The 15,038-nt window shown below is 41.6% G+C and carries 16 protein-coding genes; 10 read left to right on the top strand and 6 right to left on the bottom strand.

The features are described 5' to 3' along the window. Positions 1-129 precede the first annotated feature (129 nt). On the top strand, positions 130-2,022 hold the full coding sequence (locus D5F11_RS01945; RefSeq protein ID WP_120115741.1) for an ABC-F family ATP-binding cassette domain-containing protein: 1,893 nt from the start codon (positions 130-132) through the stop codon (positions 2,020-2,022). Between the two features lie 17 nt (positions 2,023-2,039). Here the strand turns inward: D5F11_RS01945 and D5F11_RS25810 are convergent, their stop codons facing one another. The 3 genes from D5F11_RS25810 to D5F11_RS01940 all read right to left on the bottom strand — a co-directional run bounded on the left by D5F11_RS25810 (position 2,040) and on the right by D5F11_RS01940 (position 3,884). Then, a complete protein-coding gene (locus tag D5F11_RS25810; protein ID WP_185830443.1) occupies positions 2,040-2,195 on the bottom strand; it encodes a hypothetical protein in 156 nt (51 codons plus the stop codon). Between the two features lie 170 nt (positions 2,196-2,365). Then, the gene (locus tag D5F11_RS25805; protein WP_185830442.1) at positions 2,366-2,506 is read right to left on the bottom strand and encodes a hypothetical protein; all 141 of its coding nucleotides are present in this window, start codon (positions 2,504-2,506) and stop codon (positions 2,366-2,368) included. A 40-nt stretch (positions 2,507-2,546) separates the two neighbouring features. Further along, on the bottom strand, positions 2,547-3,884 hold the full coding sequence (locus D5F11_RS01940) for a uracil-xanthine permease family protein (protein WP_120115742.1): 1,338 nt from the start codon (positions 3,882-3,884) through the stop codon (positions 2,547-2,549). A gap of 170 nt (positions 3,885-4,054) precedes the next feature. On the opposite strand from D5F11_RS01940, the gene D5F11_RS01935 reads away from it, so the two are divergent. Both D5F11_RS01935 and D5F11_RS01930 read left to right on the top strand, forming a co-directional pair. Then, positions 4,055-5,029 carry an aromatic ring-hydroxylating dioxygenase subunit alpha gene (locus D5F11_RS01935; RefSeq protein WP_120115743.1) on the top strand — a complete coding sequence of 325 codons (975 nt, stop codon included), beginning with the start codon at positions 4,055-4,057 and terminating at the stop codon, positions 5,027-5,029. Positions 5,030-5,436: 407 nt separating this feature from the next. Further along, entirely contained in the window at positions 5,437-5,691 is a 255-nt protein-coding gene (locus D5F11_RS01930) for a hypothetical protein (protein WP_120115744.1), read from the top strand. Positions 5,692-5,757: 66 nt separating this feature from the next. Here D5F11_RS01930 and D5F11_RS01925 read toward each other — a convergent pair whose 3' ends face one another. After that, on the bottom strand, positions 5,758-6,543 hold the full coding sequence (locus D5F11_RS01925) for a DUF2268 domain-containing putative Zn-dependent protease (RefSeq protein ID WP_120115745.1): 786 nt from the start codon (positions 6,541-6,543) through the stop codon (positions 5,758-5,760). Positions 6,544-7,035: 492 nt separating this feature from the next. On the opposite strand from D5F11_RS01925, the gene D5F11_RS01920 reads away from it, so the two are divergent. From D5F11_RS01920 to D5F11_RS01890, 7 genes are all read left to right on the top strand, one after another. Then, positions 7,036-7,485 (top strand): GNAT family N-acetyltransferase, encoded by a 450-nt coding sequence (locus D5F11_RS01920; RefSeq protein WP_120115746.1) that lies wholly within the window; start codon positions 7,036-7,038, stop codon positions 7,483-7,485. A 153-nt stretch (positions 7,486-7,638) separates the two neighbouring features. Beyond that, entirely contained in the window at positions 7,639-8,352 is a 714-nt protein-coding gene (locus D5F11_RS01915; protein WP_120115747.1) for a class I SAM-dependent methyltransferase, read from the top strand. 166 nt (positions 8,353-8,518) lie between these two features. Next, positions 8,519-9,787 (top strand): ATP-binding protein, encoded by a 1,269-nt coding sequence (locus tag D5F11_RS01910; protein WP_120115748.1) that lies wholly within the window; start codon positions 8,519-8,521, stop codon positions 9,785-9,787. A gap of 5 nt (positions 9,788-9,792) precedes the next feature. Next, a complete protein-coding gene (locus tag D5F11_RS01905; protein ID WP_342775993.1) occupies positions 9,793-10,704 on the top strand; it encodes a response regulator in 912 nt (303 codons plus the stop codon). A 280-nt stretch (positions 10,705-10,984) separates the two neighbouring features. Then, on the top strand, positions 10,985-11,668 hold the full coding sequence (locus D5F11_RS01900) for a response regulator transcription factor (RefSeq protein ID WP_120115750.1): 684 nt from the start codon (positions 10,985-10,987) through the stop codon (positions 11,666-11,668). Further along, the gene (locus D5F11_RS01895) at positions 11,661-12,755 is read left to right on the top strand and encodes a sensor histidine kinase (RefSeq protein ID WP_120115751.1); all 1,095 of its coding nucleotides are present in this window, start codon (positions 11,661-11,663) and stop codon (positions 12,753-12,755) included. Before D5F11_RS01900 ends, D5F11_RS01895 begins: the two co-directional genes overlap by 8 nt. Positions 12,756-12,827: 72 nt before the next feature. Continuing rightward, on the top strand, positions 12,828-13,661 hold the full coding sequence (locus D5F11_RS01890; protein ID WP_120115752.1) for a M15 family metallopeptidase: 834 nt from the start codon (positions 12,828-12,830) through the stop codon (positions 13,659-13,661). A 41-nt stretch (positions 13,662-13,702) separates the two neighbouring features. On the opposite strand, the gene D5F11_RS01885 is transcribed toward D5F11_RS01890, so the two are convergent. Both D5F11_RS01885 and D5F11_RS01880 read right to left on the bottom strand, forming a co-directional pair. Continuing rightward, positions 13,703-14,353 (bottom strand): amino acid ABC transporter permease, encoded by a 651-nt coding sequence (locus D5F11_RS01885; protein WP_120115753.1) that lies wholly within the window; start codon positions 14,351-14,353, stop codon positions 13,703-13,705. 11 nt (positions 14,354-14,364) lie between these two features. Further along, a complete protein-coding gene (locus D5F11_RS01880) occupies positions 14,365-15,003 on the bottom strand; it encodes an amino acid ABC transporter permease (protein WP_120115754.1) in 639 nt (212 codons plus the stop codon). Between the last annotated feature and the right edge of the window lie 35 nt (positions 15,004-15,038).

The raw sequence follows: 15,038 nt of genomic DNA, 5'->3' as shown, positions 1-15,038 counted from the left end.
GACGGCTTCCTATCGGTTTTATCGTCATCATACTTTTATTGCTGTTGATATATTTAGGCACTCGAAAAGCCGTTTAAGCTGGAAGCAGGCAGGGTGTCGGCAGAATAACTTTTGAAAGGGGCTGGCATAATGCTGACTATTGAGAATTTACATAAATCATATGGAGACAAAGTTTTGTTTGCAGGTATTAACTGTATCATTCGTGATCGGGAGCGGATTGGACTAATCGGCGTGAATGGAACGGGCAAATCAAGCTTTTTAAAAATTGTTGCCGGAATTGAGAGTCCGGATCAGGGGGAAATCAATCATGCCAAGGATTACCGGATCGAGTACCTAGCGCAAGATCCCGAGCTTGACTCTAATCTGACAGTTATAGAGCAAATTTATTATGGAGAAGCGGAAATTATGAAAGCAATGCGCCAATATGAACAGACGCTCCAGAAGCTGGAACTCGAACCGGAAAGTGAAAGGGCGCAGGAGCATCTGTTTTCCATGCAGCAGAAAATGGATGAGTTGGAGGCGTGGGATGCCAGCGCCCAGGCGAAAACGGTCTTATCAAAGCTGGGCATCCGACATTTTGATCAAAAAGTGAGTTCATTATCTGGCGGTCAGAAAAAGCGGGTAGCCATTGCAAAAGCTTTGATTCAGCCTGCAGATCTATTGATCCTTGATGAGCCGACGAACCACCTTGACAATATTACAATTGAATGGCTGGAAAAGTATTTGGCAAGCTATCCTGGTGCCTTGCTGCTTGTCACACATGACCGCTATTTCCTCAACCGTGTGACGAACCGGATCTATGAGTTGGACAATGGAGAGTTATATTCGTATGAAGGAAATTATGAATTTTTTCTTGAGAAAAAAGCGGAGCGTGAAGCGGAGGAGCGGACAAGTCAGCAGAAACACGCCAATACATTGCGGGGAGAGTTAGCATGGCTTCGACGCGGGGCTCAGGCCCGTTCTACGAAACAAAAGGCTCGAATCGAACGGATAGAACAAATGCAGGATCGCAAATTCAATACAAAAAAAGAAGAAGCAGCTTTCCAGGTTGGAACAAGCAGGCTTGGAAAAAAGGTCATTGAGCTGAAGGGAATTGACAAAAGCCTTGATGGCAGGACACTGATCCATTCTTTTGATTATCTGCTCCAGCCTGGCGATAAGATTGGAATCATTGGCCCCAATGGTGTTGGAAAAACGACACTTTTAAATATTATGGCGAAGCGGATCGGCCCGGATGCCGGAGAAATTGAAACGGGTGAAACTGTAAAAATCGGATACTATACTCAAGGTGATGAAGAACTGGACGGGGATCAACGTGTCATTGATTATATTAAAGACACAGCAAGCGTCATTCATACGAAGAACGGGGAAGTTATTACAGCGGAACAGATGCTGGAGCGGTTCCTTTTCTCGCGTCCGTCCCAATGGACGTATATACGGAAACTTTCTGGAGGAGAGAAGCGAAGACTTTATTTGCTAAAAGTACTAATGACAGAGCCGAATGTGCTCTTTCTGGATGAGCCGACGAATGATTTGGATACGCAGACGCTTGGTGTATTGGAAGATTATCTAGAAAATTTCCCGGGAGTCATCATAGCTGTATCGCATGACCGCTATTTCCTTGACCGGGTTGTCGATCGTTTGCTTGTCTTCAAAGGTGCTGGTACCATTGATGAGTTTTATGGAAATTACAGCGAATTCTTAGATTCCGCTTCTGGGGAGCCAAAGCTTGAAGTGAGTAAAACGCAAACCGTGGTTAAACAGAAGCCGGCTAGTAAAAAGCCTGCGAAGCTCAGTTATAAAGATCAAAAGGAATGGGAAGTCATCGAAGATGAAATCGCTGGACTCGAAGAACAGATTGAGGAGATCGGTGAAAAGATAGTGGAAGCAGGCAGTGATTCCGAAAAAGTACAGGAGCTGTTTACTAGACAACAGGAAGTCGAAACCGCATTGGAGCAGAAGATGGAGCGGTGGGAGGAGCTTTCTTTGATGATTGAAGAATTGACAAAAAGCGATGTATAGGGACTAAAAAAATGAAATTAGGTTTGCCAAATAATATGTGTAAAGACGTTATCAAATGCGCCTTGGCGTATTTGCGCCCAGATTTTATCGAGCTCCGCTGAAAATCTGTGGCATCCTCCGGAGACTTTAACTTTATTCAGCCGGGGTTTGACCCCCACTGAATGGAATACCAATATCCATTCATCTCACCACTTACAGAAGTGTGAGACTTCTGCTGAATGAAGTTAAATCACCGTTCATTCAGTTTGCATGGTGGGGAAAGCCGGCTTGACCCCATGTGAAAAGTGGGGTATATGAATAAACCCCGAAATCCAAATGCTATGGATGTCGGGGGCATCATGAATCAAATGAGCTTTGGCGCCCAGAATTTATCGAGCTCCGCTCGATAAATTTCCTCTGAAAATCTGTGGCATCCGCCGGAGGCTTTAATTTTATTCAGCCGGGATTTGAACCTCCACTGAATGGAATTCCAATAGGCATTCATCTCACCACTTATAGAAGTGTGAGACTTCTGCTGAATAAAGTTAAACCGCTTCTTTCGTCTCTTTGTCAGTGTTCTTATTGTTGTCCGGGATCAATAAGTTTAAAATTACCGTTGCAAGCGCTCCGACAGTGATTCCGGATGAAAGGATATAGTTGGCCCAGTCAGGGACTGCAGTCAACACTTCTTTTGGCAAAACAGTCACAGCGATGGTCAGTAATATGGGAACGCCGATAATGATCATATTGCGATCATCGATGTTAATCGGCTGGATCACTTTCATGCCATTCGTGACGATGGCTACACAAACAATGCCAAAGATTCCATTGATGACAGGCTCCGGAATACATGTGATGGTAGTTGAGAGTTTTGGTATCAATCCGAGGCAAACGAGAATCAGCCCGCTAGCCATGACAACCATGCGGCTTGCCACCCCAGTGATCGCGAGAAGACCTGCGTTGGAAGAATATCCAGTCATTGGCGTGCTTCCGAACAAAGAACCGACAAGGCAGCCGAGTCCTTCTCCGACAGAAGCTCGGTTCAGCCGCGGTTCATCCAGTTCTTTTCCGGTAATGGAGGAGACGACAAACCAGGTTCCGGTTGTTTCCATCAAAATAATAAAATAGACAAGGACCATTGTGATGATGGCGTTCATATCAAATATAGGCTTTCCGAATGGAAAGAATGATGGCAGTGCAAACCAGCTTGCCTCTTTTACCGGTGAAAAATCTATATTTCCAAAGAAACTGGCAGTAATGGTCCCGACAACAATGGCCACAATGACGGATACAAGTCTGAAAAAAGTTCCCAACTTCGCTAATCTGCGCCCAAGCAGCATACAAACGATGAGTACTCCGGCGGAAACTGCGGCCACAATGACGTTATCCCCGATATTTCCTTCTGCTAGGAAAATATTATTTAGTCCGGTAGGCATCAAGGAAATCCCCACAATAATAATGACAGTCCCCCCGACAAGAGGCGGAATAATTTTTTTAACGGCTTTAGCGAATACTTTTAATGGATAGCCAAGAAGTGTCATAATAATGGCGCCGGGAATCAGGCTTCCGGCAATGGCACCAAGTCCTAGTTTGCTGCCAATCGCGGCAATTGCACCGATTGGTACATATGATGGACCTTGAACAACTGGCAGCTTGATTCCGGCTCCTGTTTGGATTAATGTCGCCAATCCGGTTGCCAAAAAGCACATTTGTACGAAAAAAGAAGTGTTTTCGGCACTTAATGAAAGAAGACCTGCTATGATGATAGGTGCTATATATAAATCCATTGCAAGTACGTGCTGAAGCCCGAGAACAAAAGCTTTGGGATAACTTACTTTATCGTCAACACCGATAATGATGCTGCTTTCCGACTTATTTTCCATTGTATCGCTCCCTAAAATTCCATTTTAGATTACTAATTATATATAAAAATGATCAGCTTGTATATGGTAGAAACGAACATTAACACAATTTATACACAATTAGTTCGTGTTTAACTCTGATATTTTATTAAAATAGGTTTTAAGATATGCATTTTAGGAGGACTTGAAACATGTTACATGATAAAGTGCTGCAGGAAGACTGGCTTGTCGCCTGCCGATCAACAGATGTAAAAGAAAAGCCAATTCAGATCATGTTAATGGGAGAGCGCCTGGCAATCTTCAGAAATAGCAAAGGTGTTCATGCTTTCAAAGATCTTTGTATCCATCGGGGGGCAGCTTTGTCATTGGGAGAGGTCAAAAACGATTGCCTTGTTTGCCCATACCATGCGTGGGAATATGATGAGAGCGGCGACTGTGTCAAAATTCCACAGTTACCTGAGGGAAAACCGATTCCGAAAAAAGCAAAAGCCGTCCGCTATGCTTGTATAGAGAAATATGGATTCATCTGGGTTAATCTTGCTGGAAATCATCCGGAAATTTTTCCATATCCTGAAATGGATGGAACAGCATTCCGCAATGTCATTTGGGGGCCTCAGGAAGTGCAGGCCAAGCCGCCGCGTATCATTGAAAACTTCCTTGATGTCGGGCATTTGGCCGTAGTCCATCAAGGTTATTTGGGAACGGAAACACATCGTGAAATAGAAAACTACAAAGTAAACCATAAAGATGGTCGTATTTACTCTGATGAAATTGCTATTTTCCAACCGGACCCTGACGGATCCGGCCAGGCAAAATATGTGTATTACACATATGAAATCCTTCGTCCTTTCACCGTACGATTTACCAAACGAGACCGTGAAAATGATACGCTCATGACCATTTTGCTCACTGTCCGTCCTGTGGATGAAGAGACGTCCATTGCCTACGGTATTTTATCGTTCAATTATGAAACAGGATTGTCTGATGAAGAAATTACCGCATTCCAGGATGAAATCTTCTCTCAAGATAAACCGATTGTTCAAAACCAAAAACCGGAAGAACTTCCGCTTGATTTGCAAGTCGAACTGTCCCTAGTTTCAGATCGAGTGAGCATTGCATATAGACAATATTTGAAGGAACTTGGAGTTGTATTAGGAACTGCATAATAATGAAAAGCTCCCGCTGCTTGGATGTTACGCGGGAGCTTTTCAATTGGTATAAGTGAGATTAAACATTTAACTTCATTCAGCAGAATCTCCCACTTCTGTAAGTGGTGAGATGAAAGCATATTGGTATTCCATTCAGTAGGGGTTCAAACCCCGACTGAATAAAGTTAAAGCCTCCGACGGATGCCACAGATTTTATCGAGCGGAGCTCGATAAAATCTGGGCGCAAATACGCCAAGGCGCATTTGATCGATCTAGAGCGTCTAGCAATAATATACCCCAAAACCTTCATTTTTTGCCAAAAGAGGCTATACTTACGCTTCTATCTTAGTGCTTGTATCCTCTATGTTTATGAAATTTTCACATAAGATGTTAGAGACTTCATTGACAAAGGAGGGAGATATCAAATGTCGGTTCAACACTTTCATTCGATGTGTAACAGACATATGGGGAGACCTGTAGAAATCAGAACCCGGGATGGGAGGTTCCACAGAGGCATCATTCGGCATGTTTCGCCCAGCAAAGTTTATTTAGATCCGATAGGTCCCAGAAGAGGCGGTTTTGGATACGGTTTTGGCGGATTCGGATATGGTTTGTGGGGTTTTGGTTGGGGTATTGCCCTGGGCTTTATCGCCGGAGTTTCTTTACTCTTGTGGTGGTAGTATTTCAATTAGTACCCAACCCCTTGTATGAGGGCGGTTCAACTAGCATTGTGCTGGTTGAACTGTTTATTTTTTATATGCAAAGCTTGCAAACATTTCGGAATGTATACTTAGCAAATCTTTGCTAGATAATCCGGTTGATTCCATATATTGATTTACCAGGTAATATCCTACGCAGTATCCTGCCATTTTGGGATAAGAGCGTAAACCATACAATATATCTTGATGTTTGGATCTCACTTTCAAAACTTTTCTATTTGGGTATACCAGTCTTCTCCACATTTTCTCCAATTCTTCATTTGAATAATAGGAGGTCCAGTTGGACATAAATTCCGTTCCAAAACTTTCGCGGACAGCATTTTCAGCCAGGCCCTCCAAGATAATGGTATCAAGTAATACGTATTCTTCTTCGTCTTTATGATATTTGGATAAGCGGCAAGCATGATTGTATTCATGCGTAAATAATGACCTGATTTCCGCCTCTTTATTTTCTTCCGAGACAAACAAGAATAATTTATCTTTAAAAGCCAGCCCCGACTTCCCGTGAAATTCTCGGTTTAAGATTTCATTAGTTGTATCTGACGGAAAAATAAAAACCGGGATACTGGGACCTTTCCATCTCTTTTGAAGGTTCTTTTTTTCGTTCTGTACAATGTCCCAAACCTTATTTTCCTTTAACTTCCTCACTATTATGCTTCCGTTTTTTTGAGGAATATACATTCCATGGAAAGTTAAGTAATCGTAAATTTCAGAGGCATCAGCCCCGTCAAAAAGTCCTTTTATCTTTTCACATATTCTAACAGGGTTATCGTATAGGTCCGCCAGCCATCTATCTGTTCTGATCACGCTCATGTCAACCACCCTTATTAACTCACCATTTAACATACAGTATGCATTTATTAAATATGAGTTGCGAAAAAAATTTTCACCAATAAAGCCGGATTAAATAATTTGGTGACTTCCCATAAACCTCCCTTTTGAATACCATATAACAGATTTCAAATAGGCTGTAATGAAGTATTACAACAAAAAGCAGGACTGAAAATGAAAAGCACCTATCTTGATTGTTTGGCATTTGGGCCAGGATGACGAATGTTTAACTTTATTCAGCAGAAGTCTCCCACTTCTGTAAATGGTGGGATGAATGCCTATTGGTATTCCATTCAGTAGGGGTTCAAACCCCGGCTGAATAAAGTTAAAGCCTCCGGCAGATGTCACAGATTTTCAGAGGAAATTTATCGTGCGGAGCTCGATAAAATCTGGGCGCAAATACGCCAAGGCTCATTTGACATTCACTGCTTAAACCAAAGGGGAAACCGTGAAAGAATGGAGATGAAATAGTGGATGACCGTTAGAAAATCTACCCACCGCGAGACCCAAAAGATATTGGATTTTTCTCTGCAAGTATTAAAAGAAGCAACAATGGGGCATGTGAAACCGAAGAAAGAAAAAGCCAGTGAAATGGTGTCTCCATTTTTGGATGGAGGGGGATTCTACCTCGTTTATATTGAAAATAACGAAGTTCAGGGCTGGATTGGTGTCGGTGAAACTGTTGACTATCACACAGATGAAATTGTTGGGGTTATTCCGGAAATTTATGTTCTTCCTCAATATCGTAAGCGGGGTATAGCAGAAAAGCTATGCAATGAAGCCTTTAAGCATCTTGAAGAAGAGGGATTTAAAAGGGTGCAGTTAAATGTATTTGAAGGGAACCAAGCAAAACATCTTTATCAAAAACTTGGTTTTCAAGAAAAAGTCACGTTGATGGAGAAACAGCTTGGCAGCTACTCTTAATGATACAAACTCCCATTGCACAAGCGAAAGCGGGAGTTGCATGAGAAATAAGTTCCTTAGTCGCTAATTCGAACTTTCCCCATTTTCTTTTGGGGCATTTGCCGATTTTTTGAATACCATATAGGAGACTTCAAACAAAAGGCGGTAATGCATGTGGAAAGCACATATTTGAATTGCTTGGCCTTATTCGGGGTTGGAGGTGCCCATCCCGGAGGGCTTAATCTTACAAGAAGGATTTTGTCAAGGGAAAAAATGGATGCATCCACGAAAGTGCTCGATGTCGGCTGCGGAACAGGACAAACATCAGCATTTATTTCAAAACAGTATCAATGTCATGTAACAGCTTTAGATTATAATAAAATAATGTTAGAGAAGGCAAAAAAACGATTCCATTCGATGAATCTTCAAATTGAAACTCAGTATGGCACCGCTGAAAATCTTCCTTTTGGGAATGATACATTTGATTTTATATTATCTGAATCTGTTACAGCATTTACAGATGTTTCAAAATCGGTCCCCGAATATAAACGGGTATTGAAGCCAGATGGCGTTTTATTGGCTATTGAAATGATGCGGGAAACAGATGTTTCTGAAAAGCAAATGAAGGAAATATTGGACTTTTATGGAGTAAAACAGTTGCTTAATGAGCAAGAGTGGCGTACCAATTTTGAAAAGGCCGGCTTTGAACAAATCGAAGTGGAAAAGGTTGAGCTTCGCCCTGATATTCATAAAGTGGACGTTTCCAATGATTATTCTCTTTCGAAGCAAATTGATCCCTCGTTTTATAAAATTTTTGAGAAACATCATCATTTATCCATCCTTTATAAGGATATTTTGGGCTGTGGTATATTTAGATGCAGTGTGTGATATCATTCTGCCAAAAACTCTTGCTGCGATACTCAGCGGGAGTTTTTTTATTAGTCGAAAATAAAGGAGTGCGATTACAATGCTTTTGTAACGCGGTTTTTCCCACTAGTCCCCATTATCTTCCTAGTATATAATTTTTGTAGGATGTAATTATGGAGGATTGGACATGCGGGAACGGATCGGCTTCCAGATTCTTTTCATTGCTTTTGCCACAGCCCTGTCCGGCGAGCTCAGGGTGGCGCCATTTGTTTGGGAATTCCGCTTTGGTTTGGGGAGCAGTACATTTTTTCTTCTGTTGCTTTTAATGAAACAGGTGCCATTTATCCGCACAGGTATAATAACCGGAATAGTTGTCGTGATATTTCGAACGTTAACAGGCCCTGTTTTCCTAACGCAGCCGGCTTATATCATTGATATATTTATGACGCATCTTCCTGCAATGTTTTATTATTGCGCCTTTGCGTTTGGAATGAACCTCATTAAAGAAAGGCAGTTTCAATCCAATCTATTTTATTTGGCAGCATTTGGCGTGCTGATAGATGTAGGTTCCAATATTGTAGAACTTTCAATTCGAAGTTTGATTATAGATGTGACGCCGATTTCAGCAATGGACTGGTTTTCTTTAGTGATTATTGCAGTTGTCAGGGTATTTTTCGTTGTCGGCTTATATGCCACCGTTATTTTAAACCAGATGAATGCTCTTCATAAGGAGCAGGAAAAGCGTCTTGAGCAAATGCTGAATGTGGGCTCGAACCTTTACAGTGAAAGTTTTTATTTAAGTAAAATGATGGATATGATTGAACGGGTCACAGCCTCAAGCTACGATCTGTACCGTCAATTAAAGGAGAATAATCTAAGCGCTTACAGCCAACAATCATTAAGTATCGCCGAAAAAATACACGAAGTGAAAAAAGATGCACAGCGTGTCATGGCAGGATTGGCGAAGCTGTATGATCAAGAGTCGATCACTCAAATGCAGTTGACTGAAATTTTGAATTTTGTTGTCCGTGGGAATGAGCAGTACAGTAATTGGCTTGGAAAAGACATCAAAATTTTTAAAGAACAGACGGTCAATTATTCAACAATACAATATTTACCTCTGTTGACTGTCTTGAATAATCTTGTTGCTAATGCAGTAGAGGCTATTGAAGGACAAGGCCGGATCAGGATTGAAGTCTGGGAGGAAAAAGGATATACGCATTTGGTTGTTGAAGATACTGGAGAAGGGATAAAGGAGAGGGACCTTCCATATATCTTCGAGGCAGGCTATACGTCGAAATTTAGTGACAAAGGGATTGCTTCAACGGGGATAGGTCTTTCACATGTAAAGGATATCGTTGAGATTTTGGATGGATCGATAGATGTTGAATCGGATACGACAGGAACGAAAGTTTCCATGTCTTATATAACAGATAAACTAAAAAGTGGGGAATAGATATCATGCTCTCTTATTGTATTATTGATGACGATCCTGTTTGCCGAAGAATGCTTGAAAACATTATCGAAGATAGCGCACTTGGCAAGGTGGTCGAAAGCAACGCCGGGGGCCAATACGGGATCGAGTCGGTGCTGACAACTCAGCCCGATGTGGTGCTCATCGACCTGTTGATGCCTGAAATAGATGGACTGGGTATGATTGCCGAGCTAACAAATCGGGAGTTTCAAGGTAAGTTTGTGATGATATCGCAAATTGACAATAAAGAGATGGTGGGGGAGGCCTACAAAACAGGCGTGGAGTTTTTTATCCATAAGCCGATCAATAATGTTGAGGTCGAAGCTGTGCTGAAAAATGTGAAAGACCAGTTAAAGTTGAATCGGTCTGTTGACGAAATCAAGCGGTCTTTGGCCGGATTGGAACGGTTAAGCCCGCTATCTTCGGCACCGGTGAAAGAGGTTCAAACTGTGAGGGACATCGTCCAATATATTTTGATGGATATCGGTTTGTTGGGTGAAGCTGGCAGTAAGGATATGGCCATAGCTGTAGAAATTTTAATGGAACAAGAAATGTCCATTGCCGATTTTCCATCGCTGAAAGATTTATATGGAATGATAGCAGTAAAAAATAATCCTGCTATGAATAAGCTGGAATTGAACAGGGAGATCAAAGCGATAGAGCAGCGTCTTCGCCGGGCGGTCCTTGCTGCACTGACAAACCTAGCGTCGCTGGGATTGATCGACTATTCCAACCCGAAATTCGAACATTATGCCCCTTTACTATTTGATTTTCAGGACGTGCGTATGAAAATGAGCGAACTCGAAAGGGAAGGGAGCCAGAGCAGGGTAAAGGTGAATGTAAAGAAGTTTCTGCAAGTGTTATACATAGAAACATTGGAAAAATTAAAACAGAAGTGAAATGCCATCCGTGCAGTTCACTTCTGTTTTATAAATGAATATAAAAAAATACATGTGCTAATATGGGGAAAGATAGTTTAACTTCATTCAGCAGAAATCTCTCACTTCTGTAAGTGGTGAGATGAAGCATATTGGTATTCTATTCAGTAGGGGTTCAAACTCCGGCTGAATAAAGTCAAAGCCTTCGGCGGATGCCACAGATTTTATCGAGCGGAGCTCGATAAAATCCGGGCGCAAATACGCCAAGGCGCATTTGATATTTTAGGGTGGTGACAGGCAAGTGACTAAGATTTTAGTGGCTGATGATGATAAGGCCATTGCGGACTTGGTAACCTTACATATAGAAAAGGAAGGATATCAAGCCATTACAGTTTTTAACGGAATAGAAGCACTAAAGGCCATACAATCCCAGCATATCGACTTGGCCATATTGGATATCATGATGCCCGAGATGGATGGATATGAGGTTGTACAGAAAATCAGGGAGCAACATCATCTTCCAGTGATTTTTTTAAGCGCTAAGGCATCGGATTTGGACAAAATAACCGGTCTTGTCATGGGGGCAGATGATTACATGGTGAAGCCGTTCAATCCAATGGAGCTTGTAGCGCGGGTGAATGCCCAGCTTCGGCGTTCGAAACTGCTAGATCATTCCTTAGGAAAAAATGAAATCATTTCCGGAGGATTGATGTTGAATTCTGATGAGCGGACAGTCAAGTTGTACGGTGAACCGATTGAATTAACGCCCAAGGAATTCGACATTCTTCATCTTTTGGCAAGCTATCCGAATAAGGTGTTTAGCACGGAAAATATTTTTCGAAATGTATGGGGAGAAGCCTATTTTGGCAGTAGCAATACGGTCATGGTACATATTCGGGGGTTGAGAAAGAAATTGAAAGAAGATGAAAATAAAAACCAGTTCATCAAAACTGTTTGGGGAATTGGGTATAAGTTCAATGGGTAACATTCTTCGAAGCTTCAGAACCCAAATGATCCTCCGTCTATGTATTAGCATGGGTGCCGCTGGAGGGATCACATACGGACTTTATAAAATTCTTCAGGTCTATTATAAAACAGAGGTGAAAGCAGAAGATCCCCTGGCACAAATTCGCCGTCTGATAGCCAATGTAGGAGATATCAATTTTTTTCTCATCATTTTTATTCCGCTTGCTGTCATGTTTTTCTTTTTTTTGACCAAGTCTTATAATTCTTTTTTTAAGGAGATTTCCACAGGAATTCATCAGCTTGCACACGGAGACTTTAATACTCGTATACATATCAGAACGAATGACGAATTTCGCGATATTGCTGAGGATATTAACAGAGCGGGAGAAAAGCTGAAGGAATCATTGGAGCGAGGAGACTTTGCTGAGAGCAGCAAGGATCAGTTGATTGTCAATTTGGCCCACGATCTGCGTACGCCGCTGACATCCGTAATAGGCTATTTGGATTTGGTTTTAAGGGAGAATGATCTAAACGAAGAGCAAATCAAGCACTATTTAAAAATAGCCCATACGAAATCCGTTCGGCTGGAAAAGCTCATTGATGAACTGTTCGAAGTTTCACGGTTGAATTATGGGATATTAAAAATGGAAAAGGAACTGTTGGATCTTGGAGAATTACTTTTACAATTGAACGAGGAGTTTTACCCGGTATTTGAAAAGAGCCGATTGACGGCCAGAATGGATATCGCCTCTGGATTACAAATTGTCGGGGATGGGGAAATGCTGGCCAGAGTATTTGAAAATCTACTTTCGAACGCAGTGCGTTACGGGTCTGACGGCGAATTTATTGACATAAAGGGTTATGTTGAAGAAAGGGATGCAGTCGTGGAAGTTGTTAATTATGGAAATTATATCACTTCTGAGAGCTTGGCCCATATTTTTGATGTCTTTTATACGGGGGATAAGTCCAGAACTGTTGATCATGGCAGCACAGGGCTTGGCTTATTCATTGCCAAAAATATCGTGGAACAGCATCATGGCACCATTACCGCCGCGAGCGATCCAGTTCAAACAATATTCACAGTACGCTTTCCCTTAAAAACTTAAGAAAAACTTAATAATATCTTTCCGTTTTCTTAAATGTTCTTTCCTATGATTGAATTGTAGGGGGACGATCATATGAAAAGGGCGATCTTGGCCATTTTAATTTTAGCTTTATTCATAGCAAAATACATACATTCGGAACCGGAAATCGACATTAGGGAACCGAATGAAAAAGTTTATGGATCCACCATAGCCATTGAAAAAGATCAAATTTATTCAGGGTATCTATTATTGATCAACCAGGACTATCCCGTACAGGAATCTGGAATCATGACTGATATCATCAATTTATCTGAAAATGCTTTTTTAACACAAGCATATGGAGTATTGGAATCAGATATCAGATTATCCGAACAGGTGGCGAATGAGTTTTCAAAAATGATGAAAGCAGCGAAGAAAGATGGTATTGATCATTTTATGATTAACAGTGGGTTCCGTGCTTTTGATGAACAAAATGAGCTGTATCTCAAAATGGGAGCAGAGTACGCATTGCCAGCGGGCTATAGCGAACATAATGCAGGATTATCTTTGGATGTCGGTTCGTCCAAAATGAAAATGGAAAAAGCGCCCGAAGGGAAGTGGCTGGAAAAGAACGCGTGGAAATATGGTTTTATTCTGCGCTATCCCAAGGAAAAGTCCGGAATTACAGGAATACAATATGAGCCATGGCACTTTCGATATGTCGGTTTGCCTCATAGCGCTATCATCCATCAAGAAAATTTTGTTTTGGAACAATACCTGGAGTATTTAAAAAAGAAAAAGAACCTGTTGGTGCGTATAGATGGGGAGGAATATGATATATCATACTACGACTTAACCGATCAATCCTCCATTGAGGTGCAAGTTGGCAGCATGTATGAGATATCAGGTGACAATAAGAACGGCGTCATTGTTACTAGCTGGGAATGATGAAAAAAGGGGACTGTACATCAGGCCCCTTAAAAATTCTATTATGCTTGTCTTGCCTCCAAACGCTTCGCAAAAATCGAGAGAATGTAATTGATTGTAAAATAAATGAGAGCAACGATGATGAACGTTGGAATCACGTATTCTACACTTCTACCGTTGATGATTTGAGCATTGTGCAGCAGATCCGGAAGGGAAATAACCACGGCTAATGAGGTGTCCTTCAGCAAAGCGATAAACTGGCTGACCATCGGAGGCACCATTCTTCTCAAGGCTTGAGGCAGAATGATATACCGGAGGGTCTGTATATAATTTAAACCCGATGATCTTGCTGCTTCAATCTGTCCTTTTTCTATCGAATTTAACCCGCTGCGAATGATCTCAGCGAACATTGCGGATTCGAACACTGTTAATGCGATGATAGCCGATGTGAAAATATCCAAGTTGATCCCCACGTCTGGCAAAGCGAAGCGTGCGAAGAAAATAATCAATAACAGTGGAAGATTTCGGATCGTTTCAACCACAACCATCAATACCTGGGAGATGACTGGGATTTTTGCATACCGTAAAATCGCAACCAATGTACCGATGAAAAAACTCAGGACACTTGCGATCACCGCAACCTTCAAAGTGACCATCAGACCTGATAATAAAAATTGAAGATTACCAGGAGAATATGCACCAATAAAGTCCATTTTACAGCCTCCTACGAACCTTTAACCAATCGCCGTTCGATCGAACTGACGGTCAGACTCAAAGGTATGGTGATAATTAGGTAAAATAATGCAACGATGATATAAACGCTGAATACAACGAAAGTTTCAGAAGAAATTAAATCAGCATAATACATGATGTCTAGTCCCGCAATAACGCCCAGTATGGAAGAGTTCTTCACTAGATTGATAAACTGGTTACCAAGGGGAGGAATCACGACTTTTACGGCTTGGGGCAAAATGATCATTCTCATTGTCTGGATATAGGTCAGCCCTGAGGATCTGGCAGCTTCATATTGACCTTTGGGTACAGAAAGGATCCCGGCACGAATCGCTTCGGCAATAAAGGCAGCCGTATAGATCGTCAGTCCGAGCGTTCCGGCTGTGAACCCTCCCAATTTAAAACCGTAGAAAAATAAAAAAACAATCAATATCAATGGGATATTTCGAATGAATTCAACATAAGCTGTCCCAAACCAATTCAATGGCTTTATGGGGGCTATTCTAAAAACTGCTATAACTGCTCCAATCAAAAAACTTCCGATAAGAGCAATTAGGCTGGCAAAAATCGTGTTCATGAAACCTTCAAGAAAGACGTCCCAATAATCTGCTAGAATAGAAAAATTGAGCATTCATAGACCTCCTTAGCAAGGGGAAAAAGGGACAT

The sequence above is a fragment of the Siminovitchia terrae genome (genome assembly GCF_003605405.2).
GTDB classification, from domain to species: domain Bacteria; phylum Bacillota; class Bacilli; order Bacillales; family Bacillaceae_C; genus Siminovitchia; species Siminovitchia terrae.
Note: the sequence above shows the minus strand (reverse complement) of the source record. Positions and strands in the feature narration are given on the sequence as shown.

Bases quoted from the DNA above. Each gene is read 5' to 3' on its own strand.
- D5F11_RS01945 (WP_120115741.1), top strand. From the start codon at position 130: ATGCTGACTATTGAGAATTTACATAAATCATATGGAGACAAAGTTTTG.
- D5F11_RS25805 (WP_185830442.1), bottom strand. From the start codon at position 2,506: ATGAATGCCTATTGGAATTCCATTCAGTGGAGGTTCAAATCCCGGCTG.
- D5F11_RS01940 (WP_120115742.1), bottom strand. From the start codon at position 3,884: ATGGAAAATAAGTCGGAAAGCAGCATCATTATCGGTGTTGACGATAAA.
- D5F11_RS01935 (WP_120115743.1), top strand. From the start codon at position 4,055: ATGTTACATGATAAAGTGCTGCAGGAAGACTGGCTTGTCGCCTGCCGA.
- D5F11_RS01930 (WP_120115744.1), top strand. From the start codon at position 5,437: ATGTCGGTTCAACACTTTCATTCGATGTGTAACAGACATATGGGGAGA.
- D5F11_RS01925 (WP_120115745.1), bottom strand. From the start codon at position 6,543: ATGAGCGTGATCAGAACAGATAGATGGCTGGCGGACCTATACGATAAC.
- D5F11_RS01920 (WP_120115746.1), top strand. From the start codon at position 7,036: ATGACCGTTAGAAAATCTACCCACCGCGAGACCCAAAAGATATTGGAT.
- D5F11_RS01910 (WP_120115748.1), top strand. From the start codon at position 8,519: ATGCGGGAACGGATCGGCTTCCAGATTCTTTTCATTGCTTTTGCCACA.
- D5F11_RS01905 (WP_342775993.1), top strand. From the start codon at position 9,793: ATGCTCTCTTATTGTATTATTGATGACGATCCTGTTTGCCGAAGAATG.
- D5F11_RS01895 (WP_120115751.1), top strand. From the start codon at position 11,661: ATGGGTAACATTCTTCGAAGCTTCAGAACCCAAATGATCCTCCGTCTA.
- D5F11_RS01890 (WP_120115752.1), top strand. From the start codon at position 12,828: ATGAAAAGGGCGATCTTGGCCATTTTAATTTTAGCTTTATTCATAGCA.
- D5F11_RS01885 (WP_120115753.1), bottom strand. From the start codon at position 14,353: ATGGACTTTATTGGTGCATATTCTCCTGGTAATCTTCAATTTTTATTA.
- D5F11_RS01880 (WP_120115754.1), bottom strand. From the start codon at position 15,003: ATGCTCAATTTTTCTATTCTAGCAGATTATTGGGACGTCTTTCTTGAA.